The organism is Mameliella sp. MMSF_3455 (assembly GCF_030733205.1).
Lineage (GTDB): Bacteria > Pseudomonadota > Alphaproteobacteria > Rhodobacterales > Rhodobacteraceae > Antarctobacter.
Genome location: NZ_JASHJL010000047.1, coordinates 1 through 18,325, shown reverse-complemented (window position 1 = coordinate 18,325; position 18,325 = coordinate 1). Strand labels below are relative to the sequence as shown.

The 18,325-nt window shown below is 65.2% G+C and carries 16 protein-coding genes; 11 read left to right on the top strand and 5 right to left on the bottom strand.

Annotated features, from left to right (window positions below; all coding sequences use genetic code 11):
* The first annotated feature begins 97 nt into the window (after positions 1-97).
* The 3 genes from RBB42_RS23580 (at position 98) to RBB42_RS23570 (ending at position 2,370) form a co-directional block, all read left to right on the top strand.
* Positions 98-742, top strand: a complete 645-nt coding sequence (locus RBB42_RS23580; RefSeq protein WP_305971838.1) for a pyrimidine 5'-nucleotidase — start codon at positions 98-100, stop codon at positions 740-742.
* Positions 743-866: 124 nt separating this feature from the next.
* Complete coding sequence (locus RBB42_RS23575) at positions 867-1,073, top strand: hypothetical protein (RefSeq protein ID WP_305971837.1); 207 nt, start codon at positions 867-869, stop codon at positions 1,071-1,073.
* A gap of 103 nt (positions 1,074-1,176) precedes the next feature.
* The gene (locus RBB42_RS23570; protein ID WP_305971836.1) at positions 1,177-2,370 is read left to right on the top strand and encodes a UbiH/UbiF family hydroxylase; all 1,194 of its coding nucleotides are present in this window, start codon (positions 1,177-1,179) and stop codon (positions 2,368-2,370) included.
* An 84-nt stretch (positions 2,371-2,454) separates the two neighbouring features.
* Here the strand turns inward: RBB42_RS23570 and RBB42_RS23565 are convergent, their stop codons facing one another.
* The 4 genes from RBB42_RS23565 to RBB42_RS23550 form a co-directional block, all read right to left on the bottom strand.
* Positions 2,455-3,582: an aminotransferase class V-fold PLP-dependent enzyme gene (locus RBB42_RS23565; protein ID WP_305971835.1), complete on the bottom strand. Its 1,128-nt coding sequence runs from the start codon at positions 3,580-3,582 to the stop codon at positions 2,455-2,457.
* A gap of 136 nt (positions 3,583-3,718) precedes the next feature.
* A complete protein-coding gene (locus RBB42_RS23560) occupies positions 3,719-4,060 on the bottom strand; it encodes a hypothetical protein (RefSeq protein ID WP_305971834.1) in 342 nt (113 codons plus the stop codon).
* 198 nt (positions 4,061-4,258) lie between these two features.
* A complete protein-coding gene (locus RBB42_RS23555) occupies positions 4,259-4,717 on the bottom strand; it encodes an Lrp/AsnC family transcriptional regulator (protein ID WP_305971833.1) in 459 nt (152 codons plus the stop codon).
* Positions 4,714-5,169: an Lrp/AsnC family transcriptional regulator gene (locus RBB42_RS23550; protein WP_305971832.1), complete on the bottom strand. Its 456-nt coding sequence runs from the start codon at positions 5,167-5,169 to the stop codon at positions 4,714-4,716. The genes RBB42_RS23555 and RBB42_RS23550 overlap by 4 nt, the downstream gene beginning before the upstream one ends.
* Positions 5,170-5,305: 136 nt before the next feature.
* Here RBB42_RS23550 and ilvC point away from each other — a divergent pair, with 136 nt between their 5' ends.
* From ilvC to RBB42_RS23525, 5 genes are all read left to right on the top strand, one after another.
* Complete coding sequence (gene ilvC / locus RBB42_RS23545; RefSeq protein WP_305971831.1) at positions 5,306-6,328, top strand: ketol-acid reductoisomerase; 1,023 nt, start codon at positions 5,306-5,308, stop codon at positions 6,326-6,328.
* Positions 6,329-6,736: 408 nt separating this feature from the next.
* A complete protein-coding gene (locus RBB42_RS23540; RefSeq protein ID WP_305971830.1) occupies positions 6,737-8,143 on the top strand; it encodes a calcium-binding protein in 1,407 nt (468 codons plus the stop codon).
* 132 nt (positions 8,144-8,275) lie between these two features.
* On the top strand, positions 8,276-9,841 hold the full coding sequence (locus tag RBB42_RS23535) for a calcium-binding protein (protein ID WP_305971829.1): 1,566 nt from the start codon (positions 8,276-8,278) through the stop codon (positions 9,839-9,841).
* A gap of 180 nt (positions 9,842-10,021) precedes the next feature.
* A complete protein-coding gene (locus RBB42_RS23530; RefSeq protein WP_305971828.1) occupies positions 10,022-11,428 on the top strand; it encodes a calcium-binding protein in 1,407 nt (468 codons plus the stop codon).
* A gap of 89 nt (positions 11,429-11,517) precedes the next feature.
* Positions 11,518-12,081, top strand: a complete 564-nt coding sequence (locus RBB42_RS23525) for a hemerythrin domain-containing protein (protein ID WP_305971827.1) — start codon at positions 11,518-11,520, stop codon at positions 12,079-12,081.
* A 273-nt stretch (positions 12,082-12,354) separates the two neighbouring features.
* Here RBB42_RS23525 and RBB42_RS23520 read toward each other — a convergent pair whose 3' ends face one another.
* Positions 12,355-14,169, bottom strand: coding sequence for a serine protease (locus tag RBB42_RS23520; protein WP_305971826.1), 1,815 nt, complete (start codon positions 14,167-14,169; stop codon positions 12,355-12,357).
* Positions 14,170-14,340: 171 nt separating this feature from the next.
* On the opposite strand from RBB42_RS23520, the gene RBB42_RS23515 reads away from it, so the two are divergent.
* Genes RBB42_RS23515 through glyS form a run of 3 tightly spaced genes read left to right on the top strand, consistent with a single transcriptional unit; the run spans position 14,341 to position 18,035 of the window.
* Positions 14,341-15,270 carry a glycine--tRNA ligase subunit alpha gene (locus RBB42_RS23515; protein ID WP_305971825.1) on the top strand — a complete coding sequence of 310 codons (930 nt, stop codon included), beginning with the start codon at positions 14,341-14,343 and terminating at the stop codon, positions 15,268-15,270.
* Positions 15,267-15,803 (top strand): DUF6446 family protein, encoded by a 537-nt coding sequence (locus RBB42_RS23510; protein WP_371931784.1) that lies wholly within the window; start codon positions 15,267-15,269, stop codon positions 15,801-15,803. The genes RBB42_RS23515 and RBB42_RS23510 overlap by 4 nt, the downstream gene beginning before the upstream one ends.
* Positions 15,804-18,035, top strand: a complete 2,232-nt coding sequence (gene glyS / locus RBB42_RS23505) for a glycine--tRNA ligase subunit beta (protein ID WP_305971824.1) — start codon at positions 15,804-15,806, stop codon at positions 18,033-18,035.
* Positions 18,036-18,325 lie beyond the last annotated feature (290 nt).

Here is an 18,325-nt window from a genome sequence, read left to right as displayed (position 1 = left end):
CCCTCCCTGCGTCCACCGCGCAACGATAGCGCCAGCGGCACGGCAGGTTCAAGCTGTGCGGATTGCCGCGCGACCGACCAAAAGGTAGGCATGCGTCATGACCAAGGACAGATTTGCCCATGTGCGGGCCTGGGTCTTTGACCTGGACAACACGCTCTACTCTCCTGCGGTGCGCCTCTTCGACCAGATCGAGGCGCGCATGAACAGCTATGTGATGCGCGTGACCGGCGCGGCCCGGGACGAGGCCGCCCAGATGCGCCACGACTACTGGGCGCGCTATGGCACCACCCTGGCCGGGCTGATGACCCATCACGAGGTCGACCCCGAGGATTACCTGGTGGACGTGCACGACATCTCTTTCGATGCGCTGACGCCCGATCCGCATCTTGCAGAGCTGATCGCCACCCTCCCCGGCCGTCGCATCGTCTACACCAACGGCAGCGCGCCCTACGCGGCACAGGTGCTGAAGGCCCGCGGGCTGGACGCGGCCTTTGACGCGATCTACGGCGTGGAAGACGCGGGCTACACGCCCAAGCCCCGGCCCGAGGCATTCGAGCGCATCTTTGCCCGTGACGGTCTGGACCCGGCAGAGGCGGCGATGTTCGAGGACGACCCGCGCAACCTTGCCGCTCCGCATGCGATGGGGATGCGCACGGTTCATGTCGCGCCAGAGGCAGCGCCGGCCGACCATATCCACCATCACACCGATGACCTGACGGCATTCCTGCGCGGGTTGAAGTAGCACGCCGCCACGACCCGCGGGGGAATGATCCCCCAGTGCGTCATCCGGGATGCGACATTAAGCATCTGTTCGGCGGGCCCCGAAGTGTTATCTCAAATGACAGAAAAGATCAGGAGATGCGAATATGTCGAGTGCCGAAACCGCTGCCATCCAGGACATGCCCCGAAAGGCAATCTCGCCCGAGCAGATGGCCTACCTGATCGCCGCTTTGCTGGTCGGCGCAGGCGCCGCCATGACCGCGCTTTTCGGCCTTCCGGGGCTTGCGATGACGGCATTGGCCCTCGTGCCGGTGGTCTATGTGGTGCTGATCCTCATCTCCGTCGGCAAGTAGCCCCAGGACGCGCCCGCGACCGCAAACCGCGTCCCGCGCGACACCGGTCCCGATACACATATCCCCGCACCGGCCCCAGGGTCTTGGCCAAGGAGACGTGAAGATGGATTACGATATCGTCATTTCGGGCGGCGGCATTGCGGGCCTGACCGCAGCGGCGGGCTTTGCCTCCGCCGGCTTCTCGACCCTCTGCGTCGACCCGACACCGCCGGTGACAGAACGCGAGGCCGACGGCGCGGACCTGCGCACCACGGCATTCTTGCAACCGGCGCAGTCGTTCCTCGAGGAAATCGGTCTCTGGTCCCGGCTGGCGGACCACGCCATGCCACTGCAGGTCATGCGCATCGTGGATGCCGGCGGCCCAGTGGCCGAACCGCGCGTCACCCGCGATTTCGACGCCGCCGACCTCTCGGACAAACCCTTTGGCTGGAACCTGCCCAACTGGCTGCTCCGCCGGGAAATGGCGGCACGCCTGGGCGAACTGGCCAATGTCAATTTCCGTCCCGGTACCGGCACGACGGCGCTGTTCACCCGCGAGGGCGAGGCCCGCGTGACGCTTTCCGACGGCAGCAAGGTGCGCTGCCGGATGGTGGTCGCCGCGGACGGACGCGCATCCCCCATGCGGCAGGCGGCAGACATCGACGTCAAGACCACGCGGTTCGGACAAAAGGCACTGGCCTTCGCCGTCACGCATCCGATTCCGCATTGCAATGTCTCGACGGAAATCCACCGCACCGGCGGCCCCTTCACCCTGGTTCCCCTGCCCGACCTCGACGGCCGCCCCTGTTCGGCGGTGGTCTGGATGGAGGACGGCCCCAAGGCGCAACACCTCTTCGACCTGGACGCCGCGACCTTTCAGGCGGAAATGTCGGAACGCTCGTGTTTTCTCTTCGGTCCGCTGGAACTGGCCTCGCGCCGCACGCTCTGGCCGATCATCGCGCAAGAGGCAGAGCGGCTCTCCTCGCAGCGCCTGGCACTGGTGGCCGAGGCGGCGCATGTGGTGCCCCCGATCGGCGCGCAGGGCCTGAACATGAGCCTCAAGGATCTCGCCGCCCTGCGCGACCTGGCAATGAGCCGTCCCGAGGGGCTGGGGGATGCACAGATGCTGGACGCCTATCACCGTAGCCGCATCACGGATATCCGCGCCCGCGTTGCCGGGATCACCGCGCTGAACCGTATCTCGCAACTCTCGGCGCAACCGCTGCGTGACATCCGGGCCAAGGGGCTGGACGCCCTTTATGGCCTCAAACCGGTGCGAACGTCGCTCATGCAGATGGGGCTGGGCGCGCGCGGATAGGGGCAAGGGCGCGCGCCCGGTGTTTCTTTGGGCCGAAAATACCTCCGGGGGAGTCGCCAAGGGCGACGGGGGCAGCGCCCCTTCTTACAGGACCTCGTCCACCACCTTGCGCAACCGCGCCACCGTGGCCTCGACATCATAGAGTTTGTCCAGCCCGAACAGACCGATGCGAAAGGTCGAGAACTCCGGCGGCTCGTCGCATTGCAGGGGCACACCTGCCGCGATCTGCATGCCATGCGCGGCAAAGGCCTTGCCCGTCTTGATATCCGGATCGGCGGTATAGCAGACCACCACGCCCGGCGCGCCATAACCATCGGCGGCGACGGATTTCACGCCCTTCTCGGCGAACATCGCGCGCACCGCGTCGCCCAGCGCCCATTGCGCCGCCTTCAGCCTGTCAAACCCATAGGTGCGGGTTTCGGCCATCGTGTCCCGGAACGACCGCAGCCCGTCGGTCGGCATGGTGGCGTGGTAGGCATGGCCGCCGTTCTCGTAGGCCTGCATGATCTGGTACCACTTCTTTAGGTCCACGGCGAAACTGTCCGACGTGGTCTCCTCCAGTCGCGCAAGCGCGCGGTCCGACATCATCACCAGTCCGGCGCAAGGGGTCGAGGACCAGCCCTTTTGCGGCGCAGAGATCAGCACGTCGACCCCGGTTGCGCGCATGTCGATCCAGGCGCAGCCCGACGCGATGCAGTCCAGCACCATCAGCGCGCCGACCTCATGCGCGGCCTTGGCCAGCCGGGTCACGTAATCGTCCGGCAGGATCACCCCGGCCGAGGTTTCGACGTGCGGGGCAAAGACGACATCGGGGCGCGTCTCGGCGATCCTGGCCTCGACCTCCTCGATCGGTGCGGGGGCAAAGGGCGCATCCGGCGCGTTGCCGGTGCGCCGCGCCTTCATCACAGTGGTCTCTCCGGCGAAACCGCCGGCCTCGAAGATCTGCGACCAGCGGTACGAGAACCAGCCGTTGCGCACCACCAGCACGTCAGCACCGCGCCCGAACTGGCGGGCGACCGCCTCCATCCCGTAGGTGCCGCCACCGGGCACCAGCGCCACGCCATCGGCGGCATAGACCTCTTTCAGCATGGCCGAGATGTCGCGCATCACCTCCTGAAAGGCAGCGGACATGTGGTTGAGCGAGCGGTCGGTGAAAACGACCGAGAATTCTTCCATCCCGTCGGGATCGACTGTGTCAAGCAAGGCAGCCATAGGGTCCTCCATGTTTGCGCCAAGCTCTATCCCGCCCGGCGCGCGTCGAAAAGACCAACCATCGTGGCGGACATGAAAAACGGCGGCGCGAGGCACGCGCCGCCGTTCCCATGCTGTCGGGCCGAACCCAGCTGGATCAGTTGCTGACCAGGGCCTTGCGGGGCGTATGGGCCGCAACCACCACGACATCGCCGGTGCGGATGAACTTGAAGGCCGTGTCCGGCGCGTCCGGCAGGCCAAAGGTGACGTTGTCCCCGTCCTGCAGCAGCATGACCAGACGCGCGGGCTCGGCGGTGTCATCGGTGACATAAGTCGCGACCAGCTCGTAGCCGCCCTCTGCCTCGGTCCAGTAAAGGCTCATGTCGACGCCGGCCTCGTGCAGGGTCGCGCCGGCGGCCGGGGCGTCGAGCGTGACGGTCCCCGCAAGGGCAGCGGTCGAGGTCAGGGCAAAGGCGGCGGCGGTCAGCAGCTTGTTCATGAGGGTCCCCATGTTGGTCCTGGTTGCATGGTGGGTCCGCGTCGCACGGGCCCCGAAAATTCTGCGCCGCAGCATAGACCACATCGGCTTGCCTTCACCATGCGCGTTTCCGCATAGCCGCCATGTGGATTCCGACCAAGTCACTGTATGCAAAGGAATACTTTGGGGGCGCCTGTCCCCAAAGCCAATGAATTGCCTTCAGCCCAGCGGCCCGGGCCGCCGTTCCTCGCTGAGCAGCACGTTGGCATCCAGGTTCCCGACCCCCGGCAGCGTCATGATCCGCCGGCGCAGCACGCGCTCGAAATCCGGCAGGTCGCGCGCCACGACGCGCAGGCGATAGTCATAGGCGCCAAGAACATGTTCCACCGTCTGCACCTCCGGGATGGCGCTGACCGCGCGCTCGAAATCCTCGAGGCTGACGCGCCCCTTGGTGGCCAACTTGACCCCAAGGAAAACGGTCACGCCAAACCCCAGGGCCGCGGTGTCCACGTCCAGCCGGGTGGCGCGAAAGACACCCGCCTCGCGCAACCTCTTGATCCGACGCCAACAGGCGGGCTGCGACAGGCCCAGGTCCCGCCCCAACGCCCCGGCCGAGGCGGTCGCATCCTGCGCCAGCGCACGGATCAGCGCGCGGTCGGTCTCATCCAGGGCGATCATAGCGGCAGCGCCTCGCGGTCCTTGACGCGCGCGACATGCATCAGCGCCTCGATGTCGGCGATATGCGGCAGAGTCAGCAGCCGCTCGCGGTACAGCTGCTGGTAATGCGCCATGTCCCGCGCGATCACCGACAGCCGCACGTCCACCTGCCCCAGGAAGGTCTGGATCTCCAGCACCTCCGGGACCTCGCGTGCCGCCGCGATGAACTCGTCGAAGGCGCGCGGCTGGGTCTTGTCCAGAGTCACCCGCAAGCTGACCTCGACCTCGTAGCCCAGCGCGCGCCAGTCGATCACCCCGCGCAGCCCGTGCAGCACGCCCTTTGACCGCAGCCGCTCCAGCCGCCGCGCCAGCGTCGAGGCCGTGACCCCGGCCCGATCGGCCAGAGCCCCGCCGGCCATGTCCGGCTCTGCCATCATGTGGCGCAGGATGCGCCTGTCCGTATCGTCAAGCATGAATTCACCGCAAACGTGCAAGATGGCGAATGATGTTTCTTCTCTCTGGCAAATACTCATGAAAAACGCAAACACTCTCGCGCCGCCGGGCGTAGAGTGCAGGCCAGAACAACAAGACCAAGGAAGGAGCGCCGACATGCGCGTTTACTATGATCGCGATTGCGATGTGAACCTGATCAAGGACAAGAAAGTCGCCATCCTGGGCTACGGTTCCCAAGGCCACGCCCATGCGCTGAACCTGCGCGACTCGGGCGCCAAGAACGTCTGCGTGGCGCTCCGCGAAGGCTCGCCCTCGCGCGCCAAGGCCGAAGGCGAAGGCCTGCAGGTCATGGGCATCTCCGAGGCCGCGGCCTGGTGTGACGTGATCATGTTCACCATGCCCGACGAGCTTCAGGCCGAGACCTACAAGAAATACGTCCACGACCACCTGAAGGAAGGCTCCGCCATCGCCTTTGCCCACGGTCTAAACGTGCATTTCGGCCTAATCGAGCCCAAGCCCGGCGTCGACGTCATCATGATGGCGCCCAAGGGCCCCGGCCACACCGTGCGCGGTGAATACGTCAAGGGCGGCGGCGTGCCCTGCCTCGTGGCCGTCAACAACGATGCCTCGGGCAAGGCGCTGGAAATCGGCCTGTCCTACTGCTCGGCCATCGGTGGCGGCCGTTCGGGCATCATCGAAACCGACTTCAAGGAAGAGTGCGAAACCGACCTCTTCGGCGAACAGGCGGTGCTTTGCGGCGGCCTCGTGGAACTGATCCGCATGGGCTTCGAAACCCTGGTCGAGGCCGGCTACGAGCCGGAAATGGCCTATTTCGAGTGCCTGCACGAGGTGAAGCTGATCGTGGACCTGATCTACGAAGGCGGCATCGCCAACATGAACTACTCGATCTCGAACACTGCCGAATACGGTGAATACGTCTCCGGCCCGCGGGTCCTGCCCTACGCCGAGACCAAGGAGCGCATGCGCGGCATCCTGCACGACATCCAGACCGGCAAGTTCGTGCGCGATTTCATGACCGAGAACGCCGTTGGCCAGCCTTTCTTCAAGGGCACCCGCCGCATGAACGACGCTCACCAGATCGAGGAAGTCGGCGAGAAACTGCGCGCCATGATGCCCTGGATCTCGGCCGGCAAGATGGTCGACAAGTCCAAGAACTGAGGCATTGCCGTCAGGCCACCCGCACGGGCGGCCTGATCAACCTCTGGAAGAGCGCCCCGGCCAAGGGGCGCTCTTTTCTTTTTGTCCAGTGTTCTTCGGACAATACGGGCCTTTCACCTTGCCGCCCCATCGCACCTGGCGACGCGTGACCTTGGCAGCTACGGCGCAGGAAGTCGGGCAATCAAGTTGCCGTCGGGACCGGGCGGGCAGCAGCGAATTTCGCGCTTCGGCGCTCCAGGCTAGTCAGGATTTCCGGAAATTGCCGTCACGAAACATCGTGATATCGTGACTTGCGTGCACTTTTTTCGACGCACGCCTTTGAAAATATCATCGCGATCAAACCGACGGGCAGAATTTCACCCTCCGGTGCGATTTGAAATTTAACAACACCTTTTCAAGGATATAGAAATGGCTAGCTTTACTCTGGCGGGATTTTCCTCTCTCGCACGCAGCCTGACGGCTGCCGAATACGGGATCGTCACCAAGGACGCGGAGCTTGTCGTCACCAGCGGTGACGCAATCTCGGCAGACGGGTCTCATTTCCTCACGTTGAACGGTACCGTTCTGGCGCACAGCTCCAGTTCGTTCAACGCGCTGGATTTCGACGGCACCAGCATGCATGTCTTCATCGGCCCCAATGGCTTCATCTCTGCGGCGAACGGCGACACCCTGTCGATCAATGCCTCCAGCACCGTGCGCATCCAGAACGCCGGCACGATCCTGTCCGGCTCGGACGCGGTGGACGTCCGGCAGACCGACGGCGCGATCAACCTTACGATGTCGAACAGCGGCACGATCATGGGCGAATCCGACGGCGTCAATCTCGATGCAGGCTCGGGCTTTACCCGGTTCGTGAACACCGGCACGGTGATCGGTCAGGAAGGCTATGGGATCTGGATGAACTGGCAATTCGGATCGACCGGCAGTTCCTTGCTGCGCAACACCGGCACGATCACCGGCGATGACGGCAGCTACAACGCCAGTTCCGGAACCGGCTCAAACACCATCATCAACGACGGTGTCATGAACGGCGTCGTTTTCCTTCAGGACGGAGACGATGTCTACGAAGGCGGCGGCGGCAAGGTCTCGGGCACCGTGTTCGGTGGTGACGACAATGACCAGTTGTCCGGTGGCGCCTTCACCGACTCGTTCGACGGAGGGCTGGGCGATGACACCCTGGTCGGACGCGGCGGAGACGACCTGCTCGACGGCGACATCGGCGATGACTTCATTCTGGGCGGCGCGGGCAACGACGAGATCGACGGCGGCTCCAACAACGATACGATCAACGCCAATGCCGGCGACGATACCGTTCTGGGTGGGACCGGCAATGACCTTCTGGTGGGCCAGGATGGCAGCGACTTGCTGGACGGCGGCAACAACGATGACACCATCGACGGCGGCAACGGCGACGACATCCTCGAAGGCGGCAGCGGCAACGACATCCTGCGCGGCCGCAATGGCGAGGATGAACTGGCCGGCGGTCTGGGCCGCGACTTCCTGACCGGCGGCCAGGGCGCGGATGTCTTTGTCTTCCGCAGCACGGCGGAAACCGTCGTGGGTGCCAACCGCGACCAGATCCTCGACTTCGAACAGGGCGTCGACCTGATCACAATCGCGGGCCTGTCCCCGGGGGTCTTCGAGTTCCGCGGCACAGCGGGCTTCGCCCCCTCCGGCAACCCCGAGCTGCGCCTGTTCGAGACCGCCACAGGATCGACCATCGTGCAGCTCGACTCCAACGGCGACGGCGCGGTGGATGCAGAGATCCGCGTGGCGGGTGTGACCGGCCTGACGGCGGATGATTTCGTGCTCTAGGCGCGATTCAACCTGCGCGTGAAACAACCATTGACGGATGGTTGGTTCGCGGCAAAAGTTCGCGCCGGAACAGGTCCCTTGTTCCGGCGATTTTTTCGATCTCATTCGATCTATTTTCAGGAGAAATGAAACATGGCAGATTTCGGACTCGGCGCGTTTTCGACGACCGCACGCACCCTCGACGGCAGCGAATCCGGCTTTCTCGACCGCGATGGAACTCTCTACGTTGACGGCGACGCCGCCGTCACCGCCACAACCGGCACAAACTGGCTGAGCAATCACGGCTTTATCTATGCCTGGGGGGCCGGTCACCAAGGCGTCGATGCAAACGGCTCGGTCTTTGAAATGCTCAACGGGGTCGACGGGGTCATCGACGCCGAGAACCCCACCAGCGGCACCATCGACATCAACGTGACCATAGCTGCGAATGTCGTCAACCACGGCACCATCCATTCCACCAACAGCGATGCGATCAATTTTCAGGACAGCGATGGTGCGGCCCGCTTCAACCTGATCAATACCGGCAGGATCACCAGCAACGATAGCGAAGCCGTCGATGCAGATGTTGGCGAATCCTACATGTACCTCAGCAATGCCGGGCTCATCTCGGGCGAAAACAGCGGTTTGTCCCTCACCTCGGACGCCACGAATTCATTCACCCATATTCTCAACAACTCAGGCGTGATCGAGGGGCTGGCAAGCAGGGCCCTCGATTTCTCCTTCGGCAACACTGGCGATTTCCTGATCACCAACTCAGGCACGATCAGTGGCTGGTCCGAAGGGCTTCGCACCTCCCGCGATACCGATGTCCTTATCCTGAACTCCGGCCTGATCGAAGCGCGCGCCTTCGGCGGCGATGCCATCGAACTGAACGGAGGCGATGACGTGGTCCGCAACGTCGGCACGATCATTGGCGACGTGACCCTGGAAGACGGCAACGACTACCTCGACAACAACGGCGGCTTGATCAACGGCACTGTCCTTGCCGGCGCAGGCAACGACACGCTGGCTGGCAGCGACAGTTCCGACGATTTTCGGGGCGGTAGCGAGGCCGATACCATCGTCGGCCGGGGCGGCGATGACCTGCTGGACGGCGATAGCGGCGACGATTTCATCCTCGGCGGTGCCGGAAACGACGACGTTGACGCGGGCGCGGACAATGACACGGTGAATGGCAACGCCGGGGACGACTCGATCTACGGCGAGGGCGGCAATGACCTTCTGGTCGGTCAGGACGGCAGCGACCTGCTGGATGGCGGCGAGGGTCAGGACACGATGGACGGCGGCAACGGCGACGATACCATCGAGGGGGGCGCCGACAACGACATCCTGCGCGGGCGCGCGGGCGAGGATGAACTGGCGGGCGGCCTGGGCCGCGACTTCCTGACCGGCGGCCAGGATGCGGATGTCTTTGTCTTCCGCAGCGCGGCAGAGACGGTCGTGGGCGCCAACCGCGACCAGATCCTCGATTTCGAACAGGGCGTCGACCTGATCACAGTCGCGGGCCTGTCCCCGGGGGTCTTCGAGTTCAAGGGCACCAGCGCCTTTGCCCCCTCCGGCAACGCGGAACTGCGTCTGTTCGAGACAGCGACCGGGTCGACCATCGTGCAGCTCGACTCCAACGGCGACGGCGCGGTGGATGCAGAGATCCGCGTGGCGGGTGTGACCGGCCTGACGGCGGATGATTTCGTGCTCTAGGCCGTCGTCTAGTCGGGATTTCCGTAAGGTGTCCCCATACGGTTTGCCGAGTACGTTGCCGGCAGTGAACCGGCGGTCCCTGACCGCCGGTTCATCCAACTACAGCCAACCAAGTACGCGCGGTAAGATCTGCAAAGATCCGTCGCGATTTGAACCCAGTAAATCTTGCAGGAGCCTCGCATGGCCAGTTTTACCCTAACCGGATTTTCCTCCGTCGCCCGTACACTGACTGCGTCGGAATTCGGAATCGTCACCAAGGATGCCGAACTCGTTGTCACCACAGATGACGCGATCACCTCGGACGGCTCACATTTCCTGACACTGAACGGCACGGTCCTTGCGCATAGCGCCAGCTCCTTCCACGCCGTCAATCACTACGGGACCAGCCTGCATGCGTTCATCGGACCCGATGGTTTCGTGTCTGCGGCCAACGGCGACACATTCAGCGTCAACGCCAGCAGCACGGTCAGGATTCAGAACGCGGGCACGATCATGTCGGGTTCGGACGCGCTGGATGTACGAGCCACCGACGGCTCGCTCAACATGAGCATATCCAATACCGGCACGATCATGGGGGAATCCGATGGCGTCGTTTTGGATGGCGGCAGTTCCACGATCAGATTTGTGAACACCGGCACGATCACCGGGCAAGAAGGCTTTGGTGCCTTCATGAACTTTCTCAGCGGGACCACCGGCGCCACGCTGCTGCGCAACAGTGGAACGATTTCCGGGGAAGAAGGCAGTTTTACCTCCGATAACGGAACTGGTGTCAACACGGTCGTCAACGACGGCATCATGAACGGCGACATCTTTCTGGGGGTCAACGACGACGTCTATGAAGGCGGCGGGGGGAAGGTGTCTGGCACCGTCTTTGGCGAAGGGGACAACGACCAATTGTCCGGTGGTGCCTTTACGGACGTTTTCGACGGAGGATCGGGGAACGACACCCTGGTTGGCCGGGGCGGCGATGACCTGCTGGACGGCGATAGCGGCGACGATTTCATCCTTGGCGGTGCCGGAAACGACGACGTTGACGCGGGCGCGGACAATGACACGGTGAATGGCAATGGCGGGGACGACTCGATCTACGGCGAGGGCGGCAATGACCTTCTGGTCGGTCAGGACGGCAGCGACCTGCTGGATGGCGGCGAGGGTCAGGACACGATGGACGGCGGCAACGGCGACGATACCATCGAGGGGGGCGACGACAACGACATCCTGCGCGGCCGCGCGGGTGAGGATGAACTGGCCGGTGGCCTGGGCCGCGACTTCCTGACCGGCGGCCAGGGCGCGGATGTCTTTGTCTTCCGCAGCACGGCGGAAACCGTCGTGGGTGCAAACCGCGACCAGATCCTCGACTTCGAACAGGGCGTCGACCTGATCACAGTCGCGGGCCTGTCCCCGGGGGTCTTCGAGTTCAAGGGCACCAGCGCCTTTGCCCCCTCCGGCAACGCGGAACTGCGTCTGTTCGAGACAGCGACCGGGTCGACCATCGTGCAGCTCGACTCGAATGGCGACGGCACGGCAGACGCCGAGATCCGCGTTGCCAATGTCACCGGGCTGACGGCGGAAGATTTCGTGCTTTGACATCTGCCCCGGACCCTGTGCGTCCGGGGCCCCTGCCCTGTGCAGGGGTGCAAGTTGTTATGCAATAACACCCGCTCCATCTGGGGCGCATGACTTACGACATCGAGACCCGCAGCGGTCTGCCCACTGAAATGCAGACCCTGCTCCGGGTCCTGCCACGCGATGGCTGGCAGGCGCACCCGGGACTTGCCGACAGCACGCGCAACTGGATGCGCGCCCACCAGGGGTTTCGCCAGCTTGGCGAGATCCTGCAGGAGGATACAGAGGCCTTCCTGGACAAGGAACTGGACGATCAGGCCTATGCCGGGCGGCTGGCGCATTTCGGCAACCTGCTGGTGCGCAACCTGCACGGGCACCACAGCTGGGAGGACCGCAGGTTCTTTCCCGAGCTGGAAGAGGCCGACCCGCGGTTTGCCGCCGGGCTGGAGATGCTGGAAAGCGACCATGTCGCGCTGGATGACTTGCTGGATCGCTTCACGCGCTCTGCCAACCGGGTGGTGCAACTGTCCTCGCTGGAGCCGCGCCAGATGGGTGAAGAGGCCCGACCGGTGCGTGACCTCTCGGAAACGCTGCGGGGCTTCCTGGCCCGGCACCTGACCGACGAGGAGGACCTCGTGGTGCCGATCCTTCTGCATCACCGCCTGCGGGGCTAGGCACCGCGCGGTGACCCAATCAAGCGTTAACCGGGATCGGGCAAAACCGCTCCCGGTCGACCAGCAAACCGGATCAGCGCCCCTCCCTCGGGGTCCGTACGATCTGCGCAGAACGGGGCGGAACACGCCCCCAGGGCCGGGATTGGCACCCCGGCGCTTGTAATCCGTTTCCGGCGGCCGCCGGCCTTGCATCCGCCCCAATGGGCAAAGGCACAAAGAAAACCGCCCCGGTCGACCGACCGGGGCGGCATTCGCGCTGCGTCGAGGGCAGGCTTACCAGCAGCTGACCAGCACGGTCATTTCCGCGGCAAGGTTGGTCAGGTCCTCGGGTGCCAGCGGGGTCAGCCCGCCGCGCGCCACTGGCTGGATGCCGTTGTTGCGCAGGAAGTCCAGGATCATCTCGCCCTTGGCGGCAAAGCTCACCTGTTCCGGCAGGACACGGCCACCGGGCGCCTGCTTGGGCAGCAGCATCCCCAACACCGTGCCACCGCTGTCGAAGACAGGGCCGCCCACGTCCCCCGGCAGCGCCGAGAGCGCCAGCCGCTTGACGCGGTCCTCGCCGCCGAGGCCCCGCAGGTCCTCCAGCGTGCCGAAGGTCAGTGTCGGTGCGGTCAGCACGCCGCCAAAGGAAAAGCCGGCCACCGCCACCTCGGATTGCAGGCGCAAGTCGCCCGAGCGGAACTGCGCCACGCGGCGCGGCGCCAGCTGTTCGACCGGGGTCAGCACCGCGATCCCCAACGCTTCGTCCACGGCAAGTACCCGCGCGTCATGCACGCCGTTCAGCGTCACGCGTTCGCAGCCTTCGACCAGGTCGGCAGAGGTCAGGACCGTGCCGCGCGCCTCGATGAAGAACCCGGTGGCGCTGGCCTTGGCTGTGCGCACCTTCAGGCCAGAGACCAGGTCGACGGCCTGGCCATCGTCGGTCACCTGTGCCGGGTCCAGCACGCCGTCGATGCGGGCATAGCTGTCCTGCATGATCTTCAGCACGCGGGTGCGGCGTTCCTCGTCGCCCGCGGGCCAGACCAGGCCAAAGCCCTTGATCTCGCCGTTCTGCAGGCCGACCTCGAAATGGCTCACGATGCGGTCATTCTGGCCGGTGATGGCAAAGCCGCGCGCATCGCGGCGGCGCTCGCCCTCGACCGGGATGATCTCCAGCGTCTGCATGATTTCATACAGGCCCGCCAGGTTGCCCGCGTCGCCGGGTTGGCTGACCAGGATCACCCGCGCGCCGAGGTCGCCCTTGGGCTTGTAGATCGCGAAGGGCGACTCGTAGCGGTCGAACTCGACCACGCCCAGCGGCAGTTCCATCGCGATGCCGGTGCGCGCATCCTGGACCAGTTCCATCCCCATGCCGTCCAGAACGGCATTGTACTGTCCCAAGAGAACCGCGCGCTGGCGCGTGCTCAGCACGCCGGTCGGGTCGAAATTGTTGGCCTCCTGCCAGCGCGACATGGACCCGCGCGTGCCGGGGCCAAAGGCCCCGTCTATGGCCCCTTCGTAGAACCCGGCCCATTGCAGGGCGATCTGCAGCGCGTCGCGTTCCGCGCGCGTCAGCGCACGTTCAGAGGCGCGGGCTTCCTGCAGGGTTTCCTCGGGGATCTCGGGGGCCACGGGTTCGGGTGCGGCGACGGGCGCCTCTGCCACCGGATCGGCCACCGGGTCCGGCTGTGGCGCGGGCTGTGGCGCCGGATCGGCGGTGTCCTGCGGCACCGGCACCACCGGGGCGCCGTCGTTGTTCACGCCGACCGGCCAGAACTGCTGGCCAAAGGTCTCGCGCGCCTCGATGTAGCTGTCCGCCGGGATGCGCCGCGCCTGCAACAGCTCGTTCAGCCGTGCCTCGGCCTGCGAACGGGTATAGGGGCCCAGCGCAATCCCGTACCAGCCACCGCCAAGGGCGAAGCCGTTCACATCGGGCAGACGGCCCGAGTAATCGCGCACGCTGTCCTGTGCGCTGGCCAACGAGGTGCGCGCCTCGACCTGGATGAAGACGATGTCATCCGCCGCCTGCGCCGAGGCACCATCCTGCACCAGCGCCGAAGCGACGACCAGCGCCATCGCGAAGAAGACCGAAATTAGTCTTTGTATCATGGGAGTTAGGGACCCTTTGGCTCTGAAATCTCAACCTTATCCACCGACCGAGTCTTATCAGAAGCCGGGGCACATGCACGCAAAAAGGGCGTGAAGCGCGCCCGTCCTATCAGATTGACCCCGCCCGCACAGCGCCCTAATCAGGCGCCAGCCGAAAAAAGGAGCCCTGACATGGCCGGGAGCCCGCAAAAGCCTCGCAGTTTCCAGGAAATCATCCTGCGCCTTCAGACCTACTGGTCGGGCAAGGGCTGCGCGATTCTGCAGCCCTACGACATGGAGGTCGGCGCCGGCACCTTCCACCCGGCGACCACCCTGCGCGCCCTCGGCCCCCGTCCCTGGGCCGCCGCCTATGTGCAGCCCTCGCGCCGCCCGACCGACGGGCGCTACGGCGAGAACCCGAACCGCTTGCAGCACTACTACCAGTACCAGGTGCTGATTAAACCCAGCCCGCCGGACCTGCAGGCGCTCTATCTCGGAAGCCTCGAGGCCATCGGCATCGACATGGCGCTGCATGACGTGCGCTTTGTCGAGGACGACTGGGAAAGCCCGACGCTGGGCGCCTGGGGGCTTGGCTGGGAAGTCTGGTGCGATGGCATGGAAGTCTCGCAGTTCACCTATTTCCAGCAGGTTGGCGGCCATGACTGCACGCCGGTCTCCGGCGAGCTGACCTATGGTCTCGAACGGCTGGCGATGTACGTCCTCGGCGTCGATCACGTCATGGAGATGCCCTTCAACGACCCCGACAGCCCGCAGCCGCTGACCTATGGCGATGTCTTTCGCCAGACCGAAGAGGAATATTCGCGCTGGAACTTCGACGTGGCCGACACCGAGGTCCTGCTGCGCCACTTCGAGGAGGCCGAGGCCGAATGCGCCCGCATACTCGACCAGGAACCGCAGGACCCCAAGATGGACCGCCGTATCGTCATGGCGCATCCCGCCTATGACCAGTGCATCAAGGCGAGCCACATCTTCAACCTGCTGGATGCGCGCGGCGTGATCTCTGTCACCGAACGGCAGAGCTATATCGGACGCGTGCGCGCGCTGGCCAAGATGTGCGCCGATGCCTTCACCCAGACCGAGGCCGGGGGGTACGCCGCGTGAACCTCGGCAAGCTCATGGCGGGTGCCATCGTCCTCTGCGGCCTGATCGCGGGGATTTCGATCTACTACCTGCAGGTCTACCACTTCTACGAGGACGTGGTGCCGACGGGCACCGATGACGTCATGCTGACCACACAGGACGGCAGCCGGACGGCAATCCCCTATGCCGATTTCCGGGGCATCGACGCCGACAGCTCGCCGATCCGCTACCGCGCTTGTTTCAGCACGACGCTGACGCCCGCCGCGGCGGCAGACATCTACCTGCCCTACGAGGGCGCCGAGCCGCGCAACGCGCCCGGCTGGTTCGATTGTTTCGATGCCGAAGCCCTGGGCGAAGAAATCGATGCCGGCACCGCCCGCGTCTTTACCGGCCACCGCAACATGGAATTCGGCATCGACCGCGTCGTGGCGATCACCGACGACGGCCGAGGCTATGTCTGGCACGAGATCAATGAATGCGGCGACAAGGCCTACGACGGCACGCCGCTGGGGGACGATTGCCCCGACCGCGACAGTTTCGAGAAGGATCAATAAATGCCCGATCTTCTGATCGAACTCTTCTCCGAAGAGATCCCCGCCCGCATGCAGGGCAAGGCGGCCCAGGACCTCAAGAAGCTGATGACCGACGGTCTGGTCGAGGCCGGGCTGACCTATTCCGGCGCCGAGGCCTTTTCGACCCCGCGCCGCCTGGCGCTGACCGTGCACGGGTTGAGCGCCGAAAGCCCCACCCTGCGCGAGGAACGGCGCGGCCCCAAGGTGGGTGCGCCGGACAAGGCGCTCGAGGGGTTCATGCGCGGTGCCGGTGTCACCCGCGACCAGCTGGAAGAGCGCGAGGAGAAAAAGGGCGCCTTCTACTATGCCACCGTGGTCACCCCGGGCCGCCCGGCAGCAGAGATCGTGGCCGAGCAGCTTGAAAAGACCATTCGCAACTTCCCCTGGCCCAAGTCGATGCGCTGGGGCGCCGGTTCGCTGCGCTGGGTGCGGCCCCTGCACCGTATCCTCTGCCTGCTGACCGACGAGGCCGGCGATCATCCGATCGACCTGGACATCGACGGCATCAAGGCCGGTCAGACCACCGAGGGCCACCGCTTCATGGGCAACGGGCCTTTCGAGGTGACCGGCTTCGAGGACTACGAGACGCGTCTGAAACGCGCCCATGTCATCCTGGACCCGCAGGCGCGCGCCGATACCATCTGGCATGACGCCACCAACATGGCCTTTGCCCGCGGGCTGGAGGTGGTCGAGGACCAGGGCCTCCTGCGCGAGGTCGCCGGGCTGGTGGAATGGCCCGTTGTCCTGATGGGCGACATCGCCGAGGAATTCCTGGGATTGCCGCCCGAGGTCCTGCAGACCTCGATGAAGGAACACCAGAAGTTCTTCTCGGTGAAGAACCCCGCAACGGGCCGGATCGAGAAATTCGTGACCGTCGCCAATATCGAGACCTCGGACAACGGCGCCACGATCCTCGCCGGCAACCAGAAGGTACTTGCGGCGCGCCTGTCGGACGCCAAGTTCTTCTGGGAAAACGACCTGCGCGTGGCGCAGTCCGAAGGGCTGTCCGCCTGGACGGAACGGCTGGGCAACGTGACCTTCCACCATGCGCTTGGGTCCCAGCGCGACCGCATCGCGCGGATCACCGCGCTCGCGCGCAGCATCGCGCCCGCCGTCGGCGCCGACCGGCACCTGGCCGGCGAGGCCGCGGATGTGGCCAAGGCCGATCTCTCCACCGAGATGGTCTATGAATTCCCCGAACTGCAGGGCCTCATGGGCCGCTACTACGCCGAGGCCGCCGGGCTGGATGCCTCCGTCGCCGCCGCCTGCGAAGAGCATTATGCGCCGCTAGGCCCCTCTGACGCGGTGCCCACCGCGCCGGTCTCCGTCGCCGTGGCACTGGCGGACAAGCTGGACACGCTGACCGGATTCTGGGCCATCGACGAGAAACCCACCGGGTCGAAGGACCCATATGCCCTGCGCCGCGCCGCGCTTGGCGTGATCCGGCTGGTGCTGGAGAACGGATTGCGGATCAACCTCGACCGGTTCATCGACGCGCAGCTGGTCCGTCACAAGATCGCGCTCAGGAACGGCGACCTCGACGACACCCAGATCGAGGAACTCGAAGAATTGGTGGAGGAGATCGCCGACCACGGCGTCTTCGGCGCTGCCTGGGCCGCCCTGCGGGACCGTCTTTCGACCGGCGGCAAGGAGATCGCCCCGGTCGTGGCCCCCGTCCCCGACCTGAGCGACGACCTGCTGGGCTTCTTCCATGACCGGCTCAAGGTCTGGCTGCGCGACCAGGGCATCCGCCACGACGTGATCGACGCCTGCCTTGCGATGCCGGGCACCGACGATCTGCGCCTGCTGGTCACCCGGGCCGAGGCGCTGTCCGAATTCCTCAAGACCGACGACGGCGAGAACCTGTTGCAGGGCTTCAAGCGCGCCAACAACATCCTGGCCCAGGCCGAGGAAAAGGACGGCGTCGAGTACAGCTTTGGCGCGGACGTGAAATTCGCCGAGACGGACGAGGAACGCGCGCTCTTTGCCGCGCTCGAGGCCGCCGAGACCCGCATCGCCCCGGCGATGAAGGACGAGGATTTCAGCGCCGCGATGGAGGCGATGGCCGGTCTGCGCGCGCCCATCGACGCCTTCTTCGAGGCGGTGCAGGTAAACGCCGAAAACCAGGTGGTGCGCCGCAACCGGCTGAACATGCTGGCCAGCATCCGCAACACCTGCCTGCAAGTGGCCGACCTGACGAAGATCGAGGGCTGAGCGGCGGTTCGGGCGCAGCCCGACAAAGGCGCCAGTGGCGCCTTTGAGCCGCGAACGGGCGGAGCCCCGGTCGACCTGACCCTGCGCCTATGGCGCCGGCAAGGACAGGCACGGGCGGAACTCGGGCCGCAGGCATCTTTCGACCAGCACAGGGGGCTCTGCCCCGTCTCCCCACGCTCTTTCCCCCGAGGGTCTTCGGCACTCCGTGGAAGCCGCGGCCCGAGTTCCGCCCGTGCCTGTCCTTGCCGGCGCCATAGGCGCAGGGTCAGGTCGACCGGGGCTCCGCCCGT